Source organism: Methylobacterium sp. 190mf (genome assembly GCF_900107945.1).
Taxonomy (GTDB): domain Bacteria; phylum Pseudomonadota; class Alphaproteobacteria; order Rhizobiales; family Beijerinckiaceae; genus Methylobacterium.
Genome location: NZ_FNVI01000038.1, coordinates 15,172 through 35,873, shown reverse-complemented (window position 1 = coordinate 35,873; position 20,702 = coordinate 15,172). Strand labels below are relative to the sequence as shown.

Sequence of the window (20,702 nt, the reverse complement as noted above, 5' to 3'; positions counted from 1 at the left end):
CATGACGAGGTGGTGGTTGATCCGGCCGAACAGCCCTGTGTCGCGCCAGCGGCTGAAGTAGCCGAACGTGGTCGAACGCGGCGGTAGATCCTTGGGGATCAGCCGCCATGCGATACCGCCGCGCAGAACGTAGAAGATCGCGTTTAGGATCTCCCGCGTCGTCCAGACCGGAGGCCGCCCGCGCGGCTCAGGCCTCGGCATCAGCGGCTTGATCACCGCCCACTCGGCATCGGTCAGGTCAGTTTCATAGCGAAGGCCCGCGCGGCTATGCTGCCGCCGGGTGGTCGGGGTCCACATGGCAGGTCCAGGTCAGGCTTCAGCACCCGCCTGGAGCCATCGCCATCCCGGCCACTCAACCCCGCCTCAGACCCTTATCGGACGGGTTCTCAGACGCGTGGGGCAAGGAGTGTAACCGGTCGGCACACGACAGCGTATAAGCAAAAGACCTTGATGAATGGCCGCTATCCAGAAATCTAGATGTGATTTTTGGGGGGCTTCCGAGGCAAGATGGAGTAGATAAGTGTCGCAGAAGAACTGGCTTATCACAGGTGCGGGACGTGGCTTTGGACACATCTGGGCTAAGGCAGCGCTCGATCGTGGTGACAAGGTGGCCGCAACGGCTCGGGACATCGGTGATCTCGGAGGTTTGCAGGAGCGATACGGAGACCGGCTGCTGGCGTTTAAGCTCGACGTCACAGAGCGTGCAGCAGTTTTCGACGCGATAGAACAAGTACGACACAAGCTTGGCCGGCTTGACGTAGTGATAAGCAATGCTGGCTATGGGCAGATGGGCGCAATCGAGGAAGTTTCCATCGATGAGGCGCGAGCGAATTTTGAAACTAATGTTTTTGGGACACTGAATCTCCTCCAGGCGGTGCTGCCTCACCTCAGGGCACAAGGCAGTGGGCATATACTGCCGGTATCGAGTGGCGGCGGACTCGTATCTCTAGCGACGACAGGTATCTATTCCGCAACTAAGTTCGCGGTCGAGGCGATTGCCGAAGCTCTCTCGCAAGAGGTTGCGTCTTTAGGGATCAAAATTACCATAATTGAGCCGGGAGCTTACCGGACAGGTTTTGCCGCATCTGCTCGTCAGTCCACGCAAAATCCTGTCTATGACGAACATCGTCAAAAACTAGCGGAAATGCTGGCCCCTGAATTTTTCGGAAACCCTGAGGTGACTGCGAAGGCCATACTAAAGATAGTTGATTGTGAGCAGCCGCCGTTGAGGTTAATGCTAGGAAACGTGCTCCCAATTATCCGACAAATTTATGGACAGCGGATTGATACCTGGGAGGCTTGGGACGAGCTGGCGAAGGAGGCGCAGGGCTAAATAGCTGAATAATTGCTGACCCAGAAAAGCCAGGCAGTCGATACGAAGGAGCAAGGCACTGTATCTGGATTTAGCAATTATACAGCAGCAGCACTCGACGCTAAGGCAGCTGGCTAGAGTTATCGGGGCACTCTGGTGCCGCCGGTGCGTTATTCCTTCCGTTGCGGTCGCACCGGGAGGCGACGATGTCACAGGCTTCGTTCGATCCAGGTCTCGATACATGACCGACGCCGTTCCTCTCCGCCATGGAGCACAAGACTCGCCGATGCTGGGCGCCGCTATGCCTGCGCGGCCTTCTCGGCTCCGGAGATCTCAAAAGCTTGCAGCCGATGGCGGCCCGCATCGGCCTCTCCGGGCACGATCAGCTCCAGCACTTCCACGCCAGCTTGGCCTGGGACGACGCACAGCTCTGGGCCGAACTGGCCCGCACAGCGGATCGGCTGGTGGGCGGGTCCGACGCCGGCCTCGTGATTGACGGCACGGCGCCGCCGAAGAAGGGCCCGCGCTCGGGGTGTCGCGCGCCAGTACCGCGAGGCGCTAGGCAAGGAGGCCAACTGCCAATCGCTCGTCTCCCTCACCTTGGCGCAGGGTGAGGTGCCGGTTGCTGTCGGGCTGCGCTTGTTCCTGACCGACGTGTGAGTGACCGAGCCGGAGCGGTGCGCGATGGCCGGCGTGCGCGACGTGGTGATCGCGCCGCGTAGCAGAGGTGAGATCGCTCAAGCCGAACTCGATCGCCTGTAAGCGGCGGGTGTGCGCTTCGGCGTCGTACCCGCCGACGCGGGCTATGGCACGAGCGCCGTCTTCCGCCATGGCCTCGACGCGCGTGGCCTGTGCTAGAGCCGGTCCCGGGCGGATTGCGACGGGTTAGCGGCTGGCGCGTTGACGGGTGTAGGAGCATGCCCATGCCTTCATCCTTGTCCGTCGACTTACGCGAGCGTGTCGTGGCTGCTGTGGCGGCAGGGGCCTCGTGCCACCGAGCCGCAGCTCGCTTTGGGGTCAGCGTGTCGAGCGCCAGCCGCTGGTCGCAGCGCTCGCACCAAGAGGGCCATGTCGCGCCCAAGCCGATGGGCGGCGATCACACCTCGCAGCGCATCGAGGCGCATGCCGCACTGATCCTGGCGACCTCCGAGCAGGAGCCGCGTCTCTTCCTGCGCGAGCTGCACGACCGACTGGCTGAGCAGGGCGTCCAGACCAGCACAAGCGGCCTGTCACGCTTCTTCCAGCGACACGCGATCACCTGGAAAAGGGGGCGACGTTCGCAGCTGAGCAGGAGCGTGAAGACGTAAGAGCGGCCCGCGAGGCGTGGTTTGAGGCACAACCCGAGCTCGATCCGGACCGGCTGGTGTTCCTGGACGAGACAGCGGCCGCCACCAACATGGCCCGGCGCTACGGCTGGGCCTCACGCGGCGAGCGCTGCCGGCTTGCCGCCCCGTTTGGCCACTACAAAACCACGACCATCACCGCCGCCCTGCGCACGAGCGGGCTGTGCGCGACCGCGCTGCTGGACGGTCCCACGAATGGCACGCGCTTTTGCAGCTATGTCACCGAGACCCTGATCCCGGTGCTGCAGCCGGGCGACATCGTCATCATGGACAACCTGCCAGCCCACAAGGTCGCCGGCGTGCAGGATGCGATCGAGGCCGCAGGAGCGCGGCTGCTCTACCTTCCGTCCTACAGCCCTGATTTCAACCCGATTGAACAGGCCTTCGCAAAGCTGAAGGCGCTGCTGCGCAGCGCGGCCGCTCGCACGATCCCGGATCTCTGGGCGGCGATCCCTCAGGCCTTCACGCGCTTCACGCCGCAGGAGTGCCGCAACTACATCACCGCAGCCGGCTACGAGGACGACTTGGCCGTCGCTACCTGACCGGGAATAGCTCTAGTCGGTCGGTACTGACATGAACCAGAGAGTCCACGACCCAGTCGTGCAGCTCGTCGCGCCCGAGGGTCGGGCGCGCAGGCCCGTGCCGGACGAGGAGCCGCGCGAGGCCGAGGCGGTTCTGGCCGCACGGCCCTGGAGGCGTGTGACGTGGCGATTCGGCACGAAGAGGGCGCTGTCGGCGCGCTTTGCCGTGACCCGGGTGCGGATCGGGGATGGGGCGGTCTGGGCCAACAATTGGCACCTGCCCGGGGCCGAGGGCTGGCTGGTCGGCGGGTGGCGTTCGTCAGGCGAGCGCAAGATCTACCTCGCGAACCTAAGGTGGCGGGCAGGCGTTTGTAGTCGCGGGCCAGGCGGCGGAGGCGGCCATTGCGGGTAAAAGCACGCTCGACCACCCAGCGTAGCGGCAACAGCACGAAGCCGCGCTTGGTCTCGGGCAGCTTCACGCCATCCAAGGCGACGCCGTGATCGGCTGCTGCTTCCGCCGCGCGCTCACCTGTGTAGCCCTCATCGACATAGGCGAGGTCCACGCTGGTTCACGCCTGCACGGCATCAAACAGCGAGGCCACGGCAGCGCGATCATCGGCGTTGACCGATGGGACGTGCATGGTGCGAGCCAGAGTTACCGGACGCCCGCGCTCGGCACCGCCGCTGCCTGAGGAGGAGCTCACCAATCAACGCGGTGCCGCGCGAAGAAGGTTGCGAGATCCCAGTGAAGCGATGGCACTCCACCGGTCAGGCGCCTGGGGGGACAACCCGCTAAACTGTCCAGGGCGTTGAAGCCCGCGAAGCGGAATGGGACATCATCCGCAGAAACCATCAAGGCCAGCGGTCGATCACCGCGCTAACAGGCCGGACACAAGACGGCACCGGGCGAAACGGCGAACCGTCACAGATTCCCCTGTAGCGCGGGAGCCATCCACACAGGAGGTTGACGGGGCGCAACCTCGCTCGTGCCGAAGGCCGGCCGCCCACCATTAGAAACGCAAAGCCCGACACTCGGCGCTGATAGATTCTGCTGCCGCTCGATACATGAGATGTCCGAGTTTCTCGCCGGAGGCTGGAACAGCGACATCTGCTTGGCAAAACCGCTATGCCGGTGGCTGTCTGCGAGCGACGTAGGTTTCTCTGTCTATCTCGCTGATGCCATTAGACACTGCATCGTGCGGCTCGGTCCATGTTTGCTGAGCCGCCACGGGGCCTTGGACGCCGAGGACTACGACCCGGGTACCGACTGGGACGCGACGGTGCAGGTCGATGATGTCCTGGTTCAGCATGCGGATGCATCCCGACGACACCGCCTCTCCGATGCTCCAAGGCTCGACCGTGCCGTGGATGCGGTACAGCGTGTCCCGGCCTTCTCTGAACAGGTACAGCGCGCGCGCGCCCAACGGGTTGCCCTCGCCTCCGGCCATGCCGCCGGCCCACTGGCCATTCCGTTCAGGCTCACGCCGCAACATGTCAGGCGTCGGCGTCCAGCGCGGCCACGCCGCCTTGCGTCCGACGACCGCGGAGCCGGTGAACTCCATTCCGGCCTTGCCGACGCCGACCCCGTAACGCATCGCCTTGCCCTCCTCCATGACGAGGTAGAGGTAACGGTGATAGGGATCGACGATGAGAGTGCCGGGCTGCTCCTGGGTGGCGTAATCTACAACACGCCGGATGTAGGGAGCTTTCAGGTCTTTCGGATCGATCGCGGGAACCGGGAACGGTTCGTCGCTCAGGGCCGCATACCGCCGGAGTACGTCCGGGCTGAACCGAGGGCCCATCGCCCCGACCTGGGGCTGAGGCCCCATCGAGGCTGTGCAAGCGCCGAGTGCCGAGGCAATGGCGAGCCACGATGCGATCCGAACCATGCTCCGCGCCCTGCGCGAACCTCCACATGGATCTGTCCTCCTGCCGTGAGCAGGTCCACTCGTTTCGGGAATCCTTCTAATCACGTCGGATCCTGAGCCTCGTTCACCGCAGGACACATCGGATGTATGAGTGAAATTCGGCATGATCGGCGACGCGTTCGGCTTCCGGAACAGGGTACGGCCAGTCCGAGACGCAGCTTAAGCCAAGCTTAAGGCAGCACCGTAGGGTGCTGGGCAGCCAAGGAGACAGTTGTGCGCTTACTTGTGGTCGAGGACGATCCGATCCTGTCCGATGGCCTAAGGGTCGGTCTCGGCCTATCCGGTGCCACCGTGGATTGTGTCGGGACCTGCGAGGATGCAGCCTGCGCGCTGCGCACGACAGAGTTCTCCGCAATCGTCTTGGATCTCATGCTGCCGGACGGATCGGGCCTGGACGTCCTGCGCACGCTGCGCGCCCGAGGCAACCTGACGCCGGTCGTGCTTCTGACGGCGCGTGACGCCATCGTTGACCGAGTCGAGGGGCTCGATGGCGGCGCGGACGACTATCTCGGCAAGCCGTTTGATCTCGACGAACTCTCCGCCCGGATTCGTGCCGTCGTTCGCCGCGCCGTCGGCCGAGCCTCGGCCATGCTGACTCATGGGGACATTCGGCTTGATCCCGGCACGCAGACCGTTTCGGTCGATGATAGACCCGTCACGGTCTCACGACGCGAGTTCATGGTGCTCATCACTCTGATGGAGCGTCCGCATGTCCTGCGCTCGAAGGCTGAGTTAGAGGCGCGGCTCTACGGCTGGCAGGAGGAAGTTGAGAGCAATACCGTGGAGGTTCACATCCACAACCTGCGCGCCAAGATCGGCAAGCACACGATTGAGACGGTCCGCGGTCTCGGCTACCGGATGAGAGCCGTCGCATGAGGTCGCTTCGGGTCAGGCTATTCGCCATCCTACTCGTCGCAACCGGCCTGATCTGGTTGAGCGCGGTCGCGTGGATCTACTTAAGCTCAAAGTGGGAGGTGGAGCACTTCGTCGACACCCAGCTTCAGGAAGCGGCCCGCATGGTCGTGTCGGTCGTGGACAAGGTCGACAAAGACTCAACTTCCCGAATGCCCGCTACGCTTGCGTCTCCGACAGGATACCAACGTCAGATCGCCTGCCAGATCTGGTCGCTGTCGGGGAGCATGCTGGCCCGGTCGAGCGAGGCCCCGGAGCACCGCATGTCGGACGCGTCCTCGGGCTTCTCCGAGCGCGAGGTCAACGGCGATATCTGGCGTGTCTTCACGGTTGAGGATCCGGATAAAGGCATTCGCGTCCTAGTTGGCGATCGAGTCGGCTTGCGGGAACGCTTGGTCACCGACCTCGTGAGAAGCTTTCTGACCCCGGTCCTTTTCGTAGTTCCGCTGCTGGGCATACTGATCTGGGTCAGCCTCGGCCGTGGCCTGCGCCCGCTTCGGCGTATGACCCGTGACTTGGAAGCCCGCGATGCAGACGATATGCGCGCCATCGATGCCGGCCGTGCCCCAACTGAGGTACGCCCTCTCGCAACTGCCCTGAACGCACTGTTCCTCAAGGTTGAAATCGCACGGCGGCACGAGCGAACGGTTACGGCTTTCGCTGCGCACGAGTTACGGACGCCATTGGCAGGGCTGAAGACCCAGGCGCAGGTTGCGATGGCTACCCCGGATCCCAGTGTCGCGAAGGCGGCGCTGCGACAGATCCTGACGGCTGTGGACCAGACCACTCGTCTCGTGCGCCAACTGCTCGATGCCGCTCGTCTCGATGCCGAGTTGGATGGCGGGCCCCTCACCGAGGTCGATGTGGGTGTCTTGATCGCCGAGACGGTGCAAGGCATGCGTGTCTCGGAAGGCATCCGGACGATCATCGATCCACGCCTTCGCGGCTTCAAGATGCGTGGCGATCCAGAGAGTCTACGGCTCGCGATCCGGAACCTGCATGAGAACGCCATTCATCACATGACCACCGGCACGGTCGAGTGGGGCGTGGGGCCCGGCGGCACTGCCTTCTTCATCAGGGACGAAGGGCCAGGGATACCTGAGGAGGAGATGCCGCACGTGACGACGCGCTTCTACCGCGGTCGCCACAAGAGCGCATCCGGTAGCGGGCTCGGACTGGCAATCTCGGAAATGGCGGCCCGACGGAGCGGTGCCAAGTTGCGATTCCGCAATCGTCAAGATCGCTCGGGGTTGGAGGTGGAACTCGCGGCCGCCTAGGCGGCTGGAACGAGCTCCTGCGAGCGGGAGGTAACCGCTCAAGCCTGGAACGGGCACTCCCGACCTCATCGCCGGGCAACGTTATGATGCTCAACCCTGACGGGGCGCCACATGAGAGCGCGTGCGGCGGTAAGGAATGTCTATTCGCTAGGGGCGGACCCGGCGCGCTTAAGGTTGGCTTAAGCTGAGAGGTTCGAATGCCCGCAGCCGACCGCCTAGGCGTTGGCTGAGTGGGACATCGACGTGATGCGGAAAAGTACCCCTTCGTCATCGGCCCTGAGTCGCCGTGGCCTGTTGTCGGCAGCGGCCATGGGTGGACTCGGCCTGCTCACCCGCCAGGCCTCAGGCGAGACGATCGACTTCCACGTGCCAGGTGGTCCCAGCACCCGGCCCATGACGACCACCTACCCTGAGAAGGGACGCATGATCGTCCAGCGTACGCGGCCACCGTGGCTGGAGACGCCCTTCGACGTCTTCGACCAGGGCGTGTTCACGCCGAACAATCAGCACTTCGTCAGTTGGCATTGGGCGACCTTCCCGACGAGCGTCGACATCAACACGTTCGCTCTCAAGATCCATGGGTTGGTTGAGCGGCCACAATCACTGTCGCTTCACGAGTTGATGCACGATCTGCCACGCTTTGAGATCGCGGCGGTCAGCCAGTGCGCCGGAAATTCGCGCCTCTACGCCAGACCGCGGACCGCCGGCGCCCAATGGGCGAACGGCTCGATGAGCAACGGCCTTTACACCGGCGTGCGCCTCAAGGATGTGCTCGACCGTGCAGGCGTGAAGGCCGGCGCCGGGCACGTCTTGTTCGGTGGCCTTGACGAGCCGATCCTGCCAGAGGCGCCGAAATTCGTGAAGTCCTTGAGCCTTGATCACGCCCGCGATGGCGAGGTGATGCTGGCCTTTGCGATGAATGGCGAACAGCTTCCAATGCTGAATGGCTTCCCGCTGAAGCTCATCGTCCCCGGCTGGAGTGCGGTCTACTGGATCAAGATGCTCAACAACATAGAGGTGATGGAACACTCCGATCCTAGCGTGTGGACGACGCGGAGCTATCGTGTGCCGGACACCCCCAATTACACGGTCGAGCCCGAGCAGACGGGCTACGGTATGATTCCGGTCACCAGGAACCTGCCCCGCTCGTTCGTGACCAACCTCAAGTCCGGCGACACCGTCCCAGTGGGGGCGCCGCAGCTCGTGCGCGGCATCGCGTTTGGGGGCGACCGCGGCGTTGCAGCGGTGGACCTATCGCTCGACGGCGGCCGGAGTTGGCAACCGACGGTGCTGGGAAGGGATGAAGGCACCTACGGTTTTCGACAGTGGCAGACCACGATCAGCTTGCCAGTACGCGGCGCGCACACTGTGACAGCCCGTTGCACCAACACCGATCGGGTTATGCAGCCGATGCAGCGCGTCTGGAACCCAGGCGGGTACATGGCCAATCAGGTCGAGACCGTCGATCTGATCGCGGCTTGAGGAGAGAACCATGACCCGACGCACACGCACGGTGCTCCTCGCCGCGTCCCTTGCTGGTCTCAGCGCAGGGCTTTCGGCGGCATTGGCTGCCGCGCCGCTGGAGCTTCATTCCAAGCCCGAAGTCGACCTGCCGTTCGGCGACGATGTTGGCTTCCCCGAAGGCCCCGGCTCTGAGGTCATCGCATCCAATTGCGTGGCCTGTCACTCCGCCGACCACACCCTGAATCAGCCGGCCCTCTCCTGGGAGGAGTGGCACAAGGTCGTGGACAAAATGATCACTGCTTACAAGGCGCCAATCACGCCTGACGACGCGAAAGTGATCGTTGATTACCTCGCCCGCGTCAAAGGCGAGTCGGCCCGCCGCGGGTAGGTTTGGAAGTGAGGCAAAGAATGCCCATTCACCTCGCTTGGCGCTCGAGCTTTGCAGAGAGAAGCCAGCTCGGCGTTATCGGCCAGATCATGTGTCCGCCGTCGGATGCTTCGAGAGGATTCGCGGTGCTCGGGATCGGAATTTTGATGTAGTTCAGCGATGCAGGACGAGCGGAGGCGCCACTATCGGCAGCCTCATCCAGAGAAGGCACGCACTGAGGCCGCATTATCTATCCCATCGCATCTTCGCTCATGCACACACCAAGCCGTGGCTGAATTCATAATACGCTCCCTGCGCCAACTAATAGCGGTCTACACGCTTCGGTTGCGCTAATGTGCCGCGTGCCTCGCAAATATGTGGGGTGACATCGTTCGCGGGAACGCGTACGCAGTCAAAATGCGGGCGTGACGATGCCGAAGCCCAAATCTCGATGCCTTGATGATCAGCCCTGGCATGAAGCGTTCCTGTGCGCGCTCGACGAACAGGCCATCATCGGTCGTTGAGAGTGGAACGCCACCACCGGCCAGGCGCGCGTTGGGGGGGTTCATAGCGCCGCTGTTCAACGTTGATCCGGCAGCGGCCGAAACCGGCATCGCCTCCGAGGCCTAGATCGCTGCCATCTATCCCGATGACCGGGACAAGGTTCGCGTTCTGGTTTGGCGCAGCGCCAAGGTGGGGGTTCAGTTACTTACAGAGTACCGAGTGACCTCAACCGACGGCCGGACCCGCTGGGTGCTAACACGAGGCCAGTTCGCCAATGACGATGCCGGTTGCCTAACAAACGGGAGTGGCATCTTGATCGACATCGACAGGCTGCGGATGGATGTCGGCACGTTTGGCTAGATCGAGCCCTCCGCTGGACAGTCGGCGCTCGACTAGGCGGCCAAGCACGCCATGACTGCACAGCAGGCTATTGTGGAGTTTCTGTATCAGGTTGTCTTTCCGGTTGGATCCCAAATGGTCTTAGGGCATAAAAGATTCGAACGCAGCCCTTGAATGGATTTTACAACATCCGAAACAATAAAATATAAAATTATATAAGATCGTGTGACCTGCCGATGGTAACCATCAGTTTCGCATGCTACTTCTCGATGTCTTGGGTCGAACTCAGTTCGGTTCGCCGGTTTGGTGAGCGGAAATGATCTTGTGCCCGTCATGTGAAATATGCGCGGCCCGGCATCGAGTATCGATTGTTTTGCTGGGTGTGACCAAGGCAGCTGACGGTTCGCAAACAGCGGAGATAAGCAGGAGCGCCACTAACAAGGCGCCTGTGCACGCGACCTGTGCCCAGATGTTGCGCTGACCCGCGAGAGCGTTGACGACGTAATCCGGATCATCGTTTCGCGCGCTCCGCCTCATAGCTTGATCTCTCAATGGGAGGGGTGACGCATTCACAGCCCCAGTTCCGTCCTGGCCCTCAAGGCTAAGCCCGACTGACGCGGCGCTGTCTGATCACCGTCTTTGCCTTCGGCGACGAGCTTGGGCCGGACAAAGGCAGTCCGTGCAGCTCGTCAGCGATGATAAGAAATCCGCTTGCATGAGGTGATCGTCGCCCGTTGCGGTTTACGAACGTTCCAGGCCTGGTTCATCAGCTTCAGGGGCCGCCGTTGCCGCGCTCTCGCCAGGACCCAGAACGTCGACTCGCGCCGATAGAGGTTGATCACGTCTTGGTTCAGCATGCGGATGCATCCTGACGAGACCGCTTCGCCGGTGCTCCGTGGTGCCGTGGATACGATAGAGCGTGTTCTTGCCATCCTCAGGTGGAGGGCCCGCGCGCCCAGCGGGTTGCGTTCCCCGCCCGCCGGCCCATGGCCCGCTCCGCTCCGAAGCAAGTCGGGCGTTGGTGTCCAACGCGGCCACGCGGCCTTGCGAGCGACCGTCGCCGTGCCGGTGAACTCGAAGCCGGCCTTACCAACGTCGACGCCGTAATGCATCGCCTGACCGGCCTCCGGAACGAGCTAGAGAAGGCGCCGATACGGATCGACCACGATCGTGCCGTTGATCCCCGGGTCGGATTGTCGACGACGTGACGGACGTTGCGGACCTTCAGGTCTCGCGGGTTGACGGCGGCAACCGGGAACGGCTCGATCGGTGATCGCGGCGTACTGGCGTAAAACACCGGGACTGTTCAGCGATCCCACCCTGGTATCTGGCAGGTCGGAGTCCCGTGAAGCCGTTCAGGCTTCGAGCGCTGAGGCGAGCAGCAGGGAGGGTGCGACGTACCGAAACGACCGGATCACGACCGGTCTCTAAGGTCAGCCTTCGCGATGACGTGCACGTGACCGGCTTGAGCATCATGGCTTCGTGAGCAGGCCAGCGCCAGGGTCGAGGCAACGGCGACGAGGATGATCCGCGCGAGGAAGTTTGGCATGAGTGACCACCGGGATCCGCAACAACTCGGTCTGCCTCGGTTCGGAAACGGAACTTAAGCCAAGCTTAAGCCAAGCTTGGACGATGACGGGACTTCAAGGAGGCAGGCATGCGCATCCTCGTCGTCGAGGACGACCCCATTCTATCCGGCAGCCTCAGGGCTTGGCTTGGGAGGGGCGACAATTGACTGCCTCGCCAACTGCCCGAACGCGGATGCGGCCCTCGTCACAAGCGTGTTCTCCGCGGTCGTGCTCGACCTGATGTTGCCCGATGGCTCAGGTCTCGACGTGTTGCGCGGCCTCCGCCGCAGGGGACTGAACCCCGGCGGTGTTGTTGACGGCGCGGGACGCCGTGACGGACCGGGTTGCGGGGTTGGACAGCGAGGCCGATGACTATCTCGGTATGCCCTCCGACCTCGATTGGGGCGGCGGGGGCTGGCGCTGGATCAGTCCGCGCCCCTCGTGTTGTATCCGCCGCCTAGCATAACGCGGTCGATCGCCATCGGGGTCCTCGACGCGGCAGGGCGATCGTGGCGGGCGGCCTGCACGAGCGTGAGCTTAAGCGGCATCCACGCGGCGGCGATGGCGGGCTCAGGGCGTCGCGGCTCACGCGCCAAATCTGCTGCCGCTGTTGATAGAGCTCAATGCAATTGCAGTGGTGCCATGAGCGGTCCAGAATCAACCTCTTTATGATGCGAGCTTGCGAAGTGGCGATGCTGTCGGATCGGCTGCAATCCACGAGATTTGGCACAAATGCTGGATTGCGTTCCAGCTGGGTCAGGGATCGCCGTACTATGCGGTGTGCTCATGGCATAAGCGCATCATCAAGGATCCTAGCGACATGCACTGCGTCGCGCCCAATCCCGTCATGGATCTGATGCCGGCAGCTTGTGCCGTCAGCGACTAGGAGATCGGTTGGACCCGCCTTTCGTAGCGCTGGCAGCAGTGACAATTCCGCCATCGCCAGCGAGACGTCGAGCGTGTCCGCCCGATAGCCGAACGCGCCCGCCATCCCGCAGCAGCTCGACTCGATGACCCTCACATCCAGTCCGGGCACGGAGCGCAGAACCGTTTCGACGGCGGGCATCGCTCCAAAGGACTTTTGATGGCAATGCCCATGTAGATGCGCCACCTGTCCTCCATGATCCTTCAACCGCAGTTTAACGCGGCCCAGGGGCAGGTCGACGGCAAGCAACTCCTCAAGTAACACCGCTTGCCGCGCAAGAGTTTTCGCCGCCTGACTTGGCACGAGAGACTGGAACTCGTCGCGGAAGGTTAGCAGGCACGACGGCTCCAGCCCGACGATTCGCGCACCGGCTTCGGCGAAAGGTGCCAATGCATCGAGGGTTCGACGCGCCTCTCGACGTGCTTGATCGGTCTGGCCTGAGGCGAGCCAAGTCCGGCCACAACAGGGCGGCCGCCCCCCATCCGGCGACGCGACCCGGTGCAGCCGGTATCCAGCTGCCCGCAGCACGCGCTCAGCCGCCTCGAGATTTTCGCGCTCGAAGGCGCGATTGAAGGTGTCCCCGAACAGGACAACATCAAGCCCGTCGCCCAACACTTCTGACACGGAAGCAGGCGCGCCGGTCTCGGACCAAGGCCGACGCCATTCGGGGAGGGAGCGGCGCGCCGAGAGCCCCAGGACACGCTCGGCGAGCTGTGCGAGCAACGGCATCTTATTACGCAAGTTGAGAAGGGGGGCGACCGTACTCGCGAGCTTGGCGTATTGCGGCAGCTCCGCGATCAGCCTTTCTCGCAGCGGCAGCCCATGACGAGCGTGATAATGATGCAGAAACTCGACCTTCAGCTTGGCCATGTCTACGCCGGTGGGGCATTCCCGGCGGCAGGCCTTGCAGGACACGCAGAGGTCCATTGTCCGCTTCATGTCCGGGCTGGTGAAAGCCTCGGGCCCGAGCTGACCCGAGATGGCAAGACGCAATGAATTCGCTCGGCCGCGCGTAAGATGCTGCTCCTCCTTCGTCACCCGGTAGGAGGGGCACATGGCCCCGCCCGCGAGCTTCCGGCAGGTGCCGTTGTTGTTGCACATCTCGACCGCCGCGCCGAAGCCGCCCCAATCGGACCAGTCGAGGGCCGTTTCGGCGGGCGCCGTCACGGCGTAATCCGGTTTGAAGCGGAACAGGCTGCGGTCGTCGAACTTCGGCGCCCGCACGATTTTGCCGGGATTGAGCCGGTTCTCTGGATCGAACCCGTCCTTCACTGCCTCGAAGGCGCGGGTGAGCGTTCCGCCGAACAACGGCTCCACGAATTCCGAGCGTGAGATGCCGTCACCGTGCTCGCCGGAGTACGAGCCCTTGTAGCGGCGGACGAGTTCGGAGGTCTCTTCGGCTATCGCTCGCATCCGGCGGACGTCGCCCCCCTCCTTCATGTTGAGGATCGGGCGGACATGCAGGCAGCCCACCGAGGCGTGGGCGTACCACGTGCCCCGTGTACCATGCTTCGAGAAGACCTCGGTCACAGCGTCGGTGTAGTCGGCGAGGTGTTCCAGGGGGACGGCGCAGTCCTCGATGAACGAGATCGGCTTCGCGTCGCCCTTCATCGACATCATGATGTTGAGGCACGCCTCGCGCACCTCCCAGACGGACTTCTGCCGGGACGGCTCCACGACCTCGACCACCGCGTCTGGATAGCCGTGATCGGCCATGCAGGCGTCGAGGCGCTTGAGGTCACGCTTAAGGGCGTCGAGGTCGTCCCCGGCGAATTCCGTGAGCAGCAGGCAGTTCGGCTTGCCACGGGTGATGTCGGCGAGCGTGGTGCGGAACAGCGGGATATCGGCCCCCAGCACCAGTACGTTGTTGTCGACCAGCTCCACCGCCACCGGATCGAGGGCGACGATGTGCTGCGTCGTCTCCATGGCCGCGCGGAATGAGGGGAAGTGGCAGACGCCCATCAGCCGGTGCTTTGGCAGGCGCGAAAGCTTCAGCGTCACCGACGTAGTCGCGGCCAGTGTTCCTTCGGACCCAACCAGGAGATGGGCGAGGTTGGGCCGGTCGGTCACCAGCGCGTCGAGATTGTAGCCGCCGACCCGGCGCTGCACCTTGGGGTAGCGCGCCTCGATCTCGTCCCGGTTGTCATGGGCGAGTTGCAGCATCCGCGCCGCAATATGTTCGACCCGCGACGAACCGGCGACGCCCGTGGCGTCGTTGCCGATGAGCGAGAAGGCGAAGGTCTCGCCGTCATGCAGCAGAGCGCGCATGGCGAGCACGTTGTCGCGCATCGTGCCGTAGCGCAGCGAGCGGGCGCCGCAGGAATTGTTGCCGGCCATGCCACCGATGGTGCAGCGGGTCGCCGTCGAGGGCTCGACGGGGAAGAACCAGCCGTCGCCCTTCACGTGTGTGTTCAGGCGCTCCAGCACCCGCCCCGGCTCGACGGTGACGATGCCTGCCTGGGCATCGTAGTCAAGCACCCGATTGAAATGGCGCGAGCAGTCGATCACGAGACCTGAGCCGATCGGCTGACCGTTCTGCGAGGTGCCGCCCCCGCGCATGATGACCGGGACGCCATACTCGGCCGCGACCTGCAAGGTCGCGGTGATGTCCTCCGCCGAGCGCGGCAGCACCACGCCGGCCGGCATAATCTGATAGATTGAGGCATCGGTGGCGTAGCGCCCGCGGGTGAAGGCGTCGAAGCGCGCCTCGCCCTGGAGCACGCGTGACAAAGCCCGCGACAGATCCTTGGATCTAGCCATGGATTGCGATCGGCCGGTCATCGAGGCTTCCTGCACACTTTTCGGGTTCAAACTACGTCGGCTTTTGCCCGGCTGCTCGGCTCCCGTGGAAGCCTACCTGCCGGTATACGCTTGACACAAAATCACAGATCGACCGTCAGAGATCTCAGTCTCGCAAACATGACAGCAGTTCTAAAATATATGTAGCGTGCTCTGGAATCAGCGCGCCGGAATGATCTTGGAAATACATTGACATTTGAAACCTCCCGATCTTTTTTCGTTGCCGAGAGTTCCGAAGGTCTGCGTGGATCATCGATCCCAACGGGATGCGTTAGAACGGCTTCGAGTCGGCGAAACCCAGAGCCAAGCTGAGCAGATGCGCTCAGCCCCGCACTCTCTGGATGTGATGCTACGCCAACGTTTTGCAAAATGCATTCAAAAAATTCTGTTTATGTGACGATTTCATGCGCGCTGGCATCCAATCGCATGCCACGGCACGTTGCGGTATCGGGAGCGCTAATGCCGCAGATCACCAACAGGAGCAGCTCGTGCCGACAAAACGAGCCGAAAAAGGCGCGCAGAAGGAGCGCGCTGGTTAGTCGACCTAAACTTCGACGGCCGCGGGCGCCTCATGCTCGACTGCGGCACGCTGCTTGTTTCGCAGATGTCGGAACAGGATGTCGCTCAGCTCTCGTCCGGCACGGCGGCGGAGGGCATCGAGGATCTCCTCGTGCTCGCGCATCGCCTCGCCCCAGCGGTCGCGGTGCGCGTCAAGGTTGGCGGAGTAGCGTGCCCGCTTGATGCGGCCGGCATAGCCGACATAGGTCGCACGAAGCGCCTCGTTCCCGGCAGCGGCGACGATGGCCTCGTGGATTGCCTGGTTGCGGGCGAAGTAGCCATTGAGATCGCGGCGCAGATAGAAGCCGTACATCTCGTGGTGCAGGGTCTCGATCGCGGCGAACTCGGCCTCGGTGATCTTCTCGCAAGCCAGGCGCCCGGCCAGGGCCTCGAGCCCGCCTATGACGTCAAACAGCTCGGTCAGTTCGCGCTCGCTGAGGCGGCGGACGCGCGCGCCACGGTTCGGAAGAAGGTCGATGAGCCCTTCCGAGGCCAGGACCTTCAAGGCCTCGCGGAGGGGCGTGCGCGAGACACCGAACTCCTCGCAGAGCTGACGCTCGGGCACGCGGGCGCCGTCGCTCAGGCTCCCCTCGACGATGAAGTCCCGCAGGCGCGACAGCACCTCTCCATGGAGCGAGGCAAGACTCGCCTCCGCTCTGAGCTGCGCGCGATCCCGCGTCGATTTCGCCGGCACGGGCGTAGCGGGAGCGTCCTGCGTGGAAGCCGAGCAATCCGAAGCATGATCGAGGGCGGTCGGTGGCATGGCACACACATAGCAGCGAGTGTGCGGACCGTCGATTATCGGCAGTCGGGTCAGAAAGGACTTGCTCTCCGAAAAAATGAATGCAAATTATCCAACCCACCGGCGAATCATGCATGCAACATTCTGCGCGGCTGGGAGGCCATCATGAGCTCACGCATCGGACGACATTTCCTTCACATCCCCGGTCCGAGCCCAGTGCCGGAGCGCGTCATGCGAGCCATGAACATGCCGGTGATCGATCACCGAGGGCCGGACTTCAAAAAGCTTGGCGAGGAGGTCCTGGAAGGATGCAAGGCCGTCTTCCAGACGGATGGGCCCGTAGTGATCTACCCGTCTTCTGGGACGGGGGCGTGGGAGGCGACGATCGCCAACACGCTCAACGCGGGCGACAAGGTTCTAATGTTCGAGACAGGCCAGTTCGCGACGCTCTGGCGTCAGATGGCGGCCCGGTGGGGCGTAGAGGTGGAGTTCGTCTCAACTGACTGGCGACGGGGGGCCGATCCCGCGATCGTCGAGGCGAAGCTCTCGGAAGACCGCTCCAAGGCGATCAGGGCGGTGATGGTAGTTCACAACGAGACCTCGACGGGCGTCACCAGCCGGATCGCTGAGATCCGAAAGGCAATCGACCGGGCGGGCCACCCCGCGCTGTTCCTCGTCGACTCAATCTCCGGCCTCGGCTCGGCGGATCTGCGCCACGACGAGTGGGGGATCGACGTCACGGTGAGCTGTTCACAAAAGGGGCTCATGCTCCCCCCTGGCCTAGGTTTCACCGCGGTTTCGGAGAAAGCTCTGGCCGCCTCGCGATCAAACACCCTGCCGCGGTCCTACTGGGATTGGGCAGAAATGCTGAAGCCCAACGCGAACGGTTTCTTCCCTTACACCCCCGCAACGACCCTACTTTATGGCCTGCGTGAGGCCATCGCGATGCTGCGCGAGGAAGGCTTGCCTCAGGTCTTCGCCCGCCACCAGCGTCTCGCCGCCGCTACCCGCGCGGCAGCGCAGGGCTGGGGCCTCGAAGTCCTGTGCCAGGAGCCGGCCGAGTACTCACCCGTGCTTACCGCCCTGATGATGCCAGACGGCACCGGTGCCGACGTCTTCCGTAAGGTCGTGCTTGACCGGTTCGACATGTCCCTCGGTGCCGGCCTCGGTAAGCTCACCGACAAGGTTTTCCGCATCGGCCACCTTGGCGAGACAAACGACCTGACCCTGATGGGCGCGCTCTCCGGCGTCGAGATGGGGCTTCATGCCGCCCACATCCCGCACCAGCGCGGGGGTGTCCTCGCAGCGATGACGAGCTTGCGCTCGGCCCTCGACGATTGAGCGTGGCCGCGACAGCAGATCACTGAGAATCGAGGGGTCTCACCACAGCTTCCAGTGATCCACCGCCTAGTTCGGTGCGCCCGCAGAATACCAATCCGCCGCTGGCAACGACCGGACGTCAAGATCCGGCGGGCACGGCCTGCGCCAAGGAGGAAACCACATGATCGCAATACCACGACGCATCACGGCGCCGGGCATGGTGCTGTTTCTGCTCTGCTTGATGTACTTCATCACCTACGTCGACCGCGTCAACGTTGGCACGGCGGCCCCTGCCATCAGGGCGGAACTGGGTCTCTCGAACACCGAACTCGGCCTGATTTTCTCGGCCTTCGCCTATCCCTACGCCGTCTTCCAGATCATCGGAGGCGCGATGGCCGACAAGTGGGGCGCACGGCGCACCCTCTTCATCTGCGGCCTGATCTGGGCGGCGTCCACCATCGCGACCGGGTTTGTCGGAGGTGTGACGTCCCTGTTCCTCGCACGCTTCATCCTCGGGTTCGGCGAGGGCGCCACCTTCCCCACGGCGACGCGGGCGATGCAGACCTGGGTTGCCAAGGACCAAAGGGGCTTTGCGCAGGGCATCACGCATGCGTTCGCCCGGCTCGGCAATGCCGTGACACCTCCGATCGTCGTGCTGCTGATGACGCTGCTCGGCTGGCGCGAGTCCTTCGTAATCCTCGGGATCGGCAGCTTCGCTTGGGTCGTGGTCTGGTACATCTATTACCGGGACGACCCGCGCGAGCATAAGGCGATCACCCAGGCGGACCTGGATCGTCTCCCGGTCCGCGACGCTGCTGCGCGCTTGAAGCCGCACGTGCCGTGGCGGCGGCTGGTGCCGCGCATGGCGCCCGTCACCATTACTTACTTCTGCTATGGCTGGTCGCTGTGGCTTTACCTCAACTGGCTGCCGTCGTTCTTCAAGGATGGCTACGGGCTCGACATCAAGAACTCTGCCCTGTTCGCGTCCGGCGTGTTCTTCGCGGGCGTTGTCGGCGACACGCTGGGCGGCGTTATCTCGGACCAGATCCTCCGGAAGACCGGCGACCTCCAGAAAGCACGACGGAACGTCATCTGTTTCGGCATGCTTGGCGCCGCCGCGTGCCTGGGCGGCGTTTTCTTTACGAAGGAGTTGACGCTGATCGCGCTCCTTCTCTCCGGCGGCTTCTTCTTCCTCGAACTTGTCATCGGTCCGATCTGGTCGGTGCCGATGGACATTGCGCCCCAGTACGCGGGCACGGCGAGCGGCCTGATGAACTTCGGCTCAGCTTTAGCTGCAATCGTCTCGCCGTTGACCTTCGGCCTGATCGTCGACCTGACGGGCAACTGGGTTCTGCCCTTCGCCGGATCCATCGGGCTGCTCGTTCTCGGGGCCGGGATGGCCTTCACGATACACCCGGAGCGGCCGTTCAAGGAGGAGCCTTCCCCTGTGCCCGTCGGCGTGCCGGCCCAATGAGCGCTCGATGATCCCGGGACGTCGGCTGGGTCGACGCCCCACGCGGGGGTACGCAGGTCTCGCGGATGTTTCGAGCCCCCGCTCCACGCTTCCTCGTCGGCCCTCGGCGAGACGACGAGCCCCATCCGGACACAGGACGGCCCTCATGAACGACCGCGACGGACGGCGAGCTCCCCCGCCGCCGAGGCGAGCGTTCCGCGCGAGACACGTGGCGGTGCTCGCGGCTCTCTTCGTCCTAGCCGGACTCGAAACCGGACGATCGCAGGAGAAACCGATGACAGAGATCAGGCGGACCGAGTTGAGCCGAGCCCCCGTGTCCGGGGTCGAGAACAAGGAGATCATCGTCCAACTCGTGGAGTTCCCGGTCGGCGCAACCTCGCCCCGCCACTTCCACCACGGCGAGGAGATTTTCTACGTCCTCGAAGGCGGCACGGTCTCCGCCCCCGGCAAGGGGGACCAGGACCGGATAGCCGGCCAGCACGGCATCAACCCGCGAGGCGTCCCGCATGCCGGATACACGGTCGCAGCCGATAGGACGATCAAGATCCTGTCCGTCTACGTGGTCGACAAGGATAAGCCCCTGCAGGCCCCTGCTCCTTAAGACTTCGGAACGCGAACGCATTTGTTCACTTTCGATGAGAACTTTGATGTCCGACAGCGTCCATCGAAAGAGCGGAACGGAGCAGCCGTCACGGAGAGGCTTGCTGCGGACGCTGGCACTTCTCCCGTCGGTCCCGCTGGCGGGACGGGCCGTCGCAACGACGCCGGTCGAGTATGTGCCGACCTTCTTCAATGCGACTGAATGGGCCTTCCTGCACGCGGCCTGCGATCGCCTGATCCCCCATGACGAGATCGGTCCGGGGGCGGTCGAGCTCGGCGTCCCGGAGTTCCTCGACCGTCACATGCAGACGCCCTACGCGGCCGGCGACATCTGGTACATGCAGGGACCCTTCCTGAAGGCCCCCCCGGAATTCGGCTACCAGGGACGCCTCGCCTTGCGTGACATCATCCGCGTCGGCATGGCCGCCGTGGACCGTCATTGCGCAGCCTCGTTCTCGGGACGCCGCTTCGCCGAACTCGGATTCGCACAGCAGGAGGACGTGCTTCGCGGCCTCGAGACGGCGAAGATTGCCCTCGACGATGTACCGTCGCGCACCTTCTTCGTCAGTCTCCTGACCGAGGTGCGCAACGGGTACTTCAGCGATCCCAAGCACGGCGGAAACCGCGGCATGGGCTCGTGGAAGATGATCGGTTACCCCGGCATGCGGGCCGATTTCCACGATTGGGTCGAGGTTCGCGACAAGCCCTATCCACTTCCTCCTGTCGATCTCGCCGGCCGGAGGGCCTGA

14 protein-coding genes and 4 pseudogenes are annotated in these 20,702 nt (G+C 63.5%); 13 read left to right on the top strand and 5 right to left on the bottom strand.

The genetic code is table 11. The annotated features are described in order from the left end of the window. On the bottom strand, positions 1-297 hold a 297-nt coding region (locus tag C4T42_RS28700), incomplete at its 3' end, for a transposase (RefSeq protein ID WP_146074059.1). 223 nt (positions 298-520) lie between these two features. Between C4T42_RS28700 and C4T42_RS28695 the strand changes: the two genes are divergently transcribed. The 4 genes and pseudogenes from C4T42_RS28695 to C4T42_RS32240 form a co-directional block, all read left to right on the top strand. After that, a complete protein-coding gene (locus C4T42_RS28695) occupies positions 521-1,333 on the top strand; it encodes an SDR family NAD(P)-dependent oxidoreductase (RefSeq protein ID WP_103986330.1) in 813 nt (270 codons plus the stop codon). A gap of 245 nt (positions 1,334-1,578) precedes the next feature. Further along, positions 1,579-2,164 (top strand): annotated as a pseudogene (locus C4T42_RS28690) (transposase); the annotation flags it as partial. A gap of 71 nt (positions 2,165-2,235) precedes the next feature. After that, a protein-coding gene (locus C4T42_RS28685) for an IS630 family transposase (RefSeq protein ID WP_103986329.1) occupies positions 2,236-3,197 on the top strand; the annotation gives its coding sequence in 2 pieces (ribosomal slippage) (positions 2,236-2,575 and positions 2,575-3,197; 963 coding nt in all). A gap of 16 nt (positions 3,198-3,213) precedes the next feature. Beyond that, a pseudogene (locus C4T42_RS32240) lies at positions 3,214-3,528 on the top strand (IS701 family transposase); the annotation flags it as partial. Between the two features lie 772 nt (positions 3,529-4,300). Here C4T42_RS32240 and C4T42_RS28675 read toward each other — a convergent pair. After that, entirely contained in the window at positions 4,301-5,065 is a 765-nt protein-coding gene (locus C4T42_RS28675) for a L,D-transpeptidase (RefSeq protein ID WP_020096477.1), read from the bottom strand. Positions 5,066-5,317: 252 nt separating this feature from the next. On the opposite strand from C4T42_RS28675, the gene C4T42_RS28670 reads away from it, so the two are divergent. From C4T42_RS28670 to C4T42_RS28655, 4 genes are all read left to right on the top strand, one after another. Beyond that, positions 5,318-5,980, top strand: a complete 663-nt coding sequence (locus C4T42_RS28670) for a response regulator (RefSeq protein ID WP_020096476.1) — start codon at positions 5,318-5,320, stop codon at positions 5,978-5,980. Further along, a complete protein-coding gene (locus tag C4T42_RS28665; protein ID WP_103986327.1) occupies positions 5,977-7,293 on the top strand; it encodes an ATP-binding protein in 1,317 nt (438 codons plus the stop codon). The genes C4T42_RS28670 and C4T42_RS28665 overlap by 4 nt, the downstream gene beginning before the upstream one ends. Positions 7,294-7,686: 393 nt before the next feature. After that, on the top strand, positions 7,687-8,775 hold the full coding sequence (locus C4T42_RS28660) for a molybdopterin-dependent oxidoreductase (protein WP_244603303.1): 1,089 nt from the start codon (positions 7,687-7,689) through the stop codon (positions 8,773-8,775). Positions 8,776-8,785: 10 nt separating this feature from the next. Further along, positions 8,786-9,145: a hypothetical protein gene (locus tag C4T42_RS28655; RefSeq protein ID WP_020096473.1), complete on the top strand. Its 360-nt coding sequence runs from the start codon at positions 8,786-8,788 to the stop codon at positions 9,143-9,145. 1,643 nt (positions 9,146-10,788) lie between these two features. On the opposite strand, the pseudogene C4T42_RS28645 reads toward C4T42_RS28655, so the two are convergent. Then, a pseudogene (locus C4T42_RS28645) lies at positions 10,789-11,301 on the bottom strand (L,D-transpeptidase); the annotation flags it as partial. 323 nt (positions 11,302-11,624) lie between these two features. Between C4T42_RS28645 and C4T42_RS32820 the strand changes: the two are divergent. After that, positions 11,625-11,935, top strand: a pseudogene (locus C4T42_RS32820) (response regulator); the annotation flags it as partial. 384 nt (positions 11,936-12,319) lie between these two features. Here C4T42_RS32820 and C4T42_RS28630 read toward each other — a convergent pair. Both C4T42_RS28630 and C4T42_RS28625 read right to left on the bottom strand, forming a co-directional pair. Beyond that, on the bottom strand, positions 12,320-15,220 hold the full coding sequence (locus C4T42_RS28630) for an FAD-binding and (Fe-S)-binding domain-containing protein (protein WP_244603304.1): 2,901 nt from the start codon (positions 15,218-15,220) through the stop codon (positions 12,320-12,322). A 583-nt stretch (positions 15,221-15,803) separates the two neighbouring features. Continuing rightward, positions 15,804-16,580, bottom strand: a complete 777-nt coding sequence (locus C4T42_RS28625; RefSeq protein ID WP_081636590.1) for a GntR family transcriptional regulator — start codon at positions 16,578-16,580, stop codon at positions 15,804-15,806. A 144-nt stretch (positions 16,581-16,724) separates the two neighbouring features. Here C4T42_RS28625 and C4T42_RS28620 point away from each other — a divergent pair, with 144 nt between their 5' ends. The 4 genes from C4T42_RS28620 (at position 16,725) to C4T42_RS28605 (ending at position 20,702) form a co-directional block, all read left to right on the top strand. Next, the gene (locus C4T42_RS28620; protein WP_103986324.1) at positions 16,725-17,900 is read left to right on the top strand and encodes an alanine--glyoxylate aminotransferase family protein; all 1,176 of its coding nucleotides are present in this window, start codon (positions 16,725-16,727) and stop codon (positions 17,898-17,900) included. Between the two features lie 160 nt (positions 17,901-18,060). Then, complete coding sequence (locus C4T42_RS28615) at positions 18,061-19,353, top strand: MFS transporter (protein ID WP_043713572.1); 1,293 nt, start codon at positions 18,061-18,063, stop codon at positions 19,351-19,353. Between the two features lie 274 nt (positions 19,354-19,627). After that, positions 19,628-19,954 carry a cupin domain-containing protein gene (locus C4T42_RS28610; RefSeq protein ID WP_020096333.1) on the top strand — a complete coding sequence of 109 codons (327 nt, stop codon included), beginning with the start codon at positions 19,628-19,630 and terminating at the stop codon, positions 19,952-19,954. A 100-nt stretch (positions 19,955-20,054) separates the two neighbouring features. After that, positions 20,055-20,702, top strand: coding sequence for a gluconate 2-dehydrogenase subunit 3 family protein (locus C4T42_RS28605; protein WP_020096332.1), 648 nt, complete (start codon positions 20,055-20,057; stop codon positions 20,700-20,702).

Bases quoted from the DNA above. Each gene is read 5' to 3' on its own strand.
- C4T42_RS28625 (WP_081636590.1), bottom strand. From the start codon at position 16,580: ATGCCACCGACCGCCCTCGATCATGCTTCGGATTGCTCGGCTTCCACG.
- C4T42_RS28610 (WP_020096333.1), top strand. From the start codon at position 19,628: ATGACAGAGATCAGGCGGACCGAGTTGAGCCGAGCCCCCGTGTCCGGG.
- C4T42_RS28620 (WP_103986324.1), top strand. From the start codon at position 16,725: ATGAGCTCACGCATCGGACGACATTTCCTTCACATCCCCGGTCCGAGC.
- C4T42_RS28665 (WP_103986327.1), top strand. From the start codon at position 5,977: ATGAGGTCGCTTCGGGTCAGGCTATTCGCCATCCTACTCGTCGCAACC.
- C4T42_RS28630 (WP_244603304.1), bottom strand. From the start codon at position 15,220: ATGGCTAGATCCAAGGATCTGTCGCGGGCTTTGTCACGCGTGCTCCAG.
- C4T42_RS28655 (WP_020096473.1), top strand. From the start codon at position 8,786: ATGACCCGACGCACACGCACGGTGCTCCTCGCCGCGTCCCTTGCTGGT.
- C4T42_RS28675 (WP_020096477.1), bottom strand. From the start codon at position 5,065: ATGGTTCGGATCGCATCGTGGCTCGCCATTGCCTCGGCACTCGGCGCT.
- C4T42_RS28660 (WP_244603303.1), top strand. From the start codon at position 7,687: ATGACGACCACCTACCCTGAGAAGGGACGCATGATCGTCCAGCGTACG.
- C4T42_RS28615 (WP_043713572.1), top strand. From the start codon at position 18,061: ATGATCGCAATACCACGACGCATCACGGCGCCGGGCATGGTGCTGTTT.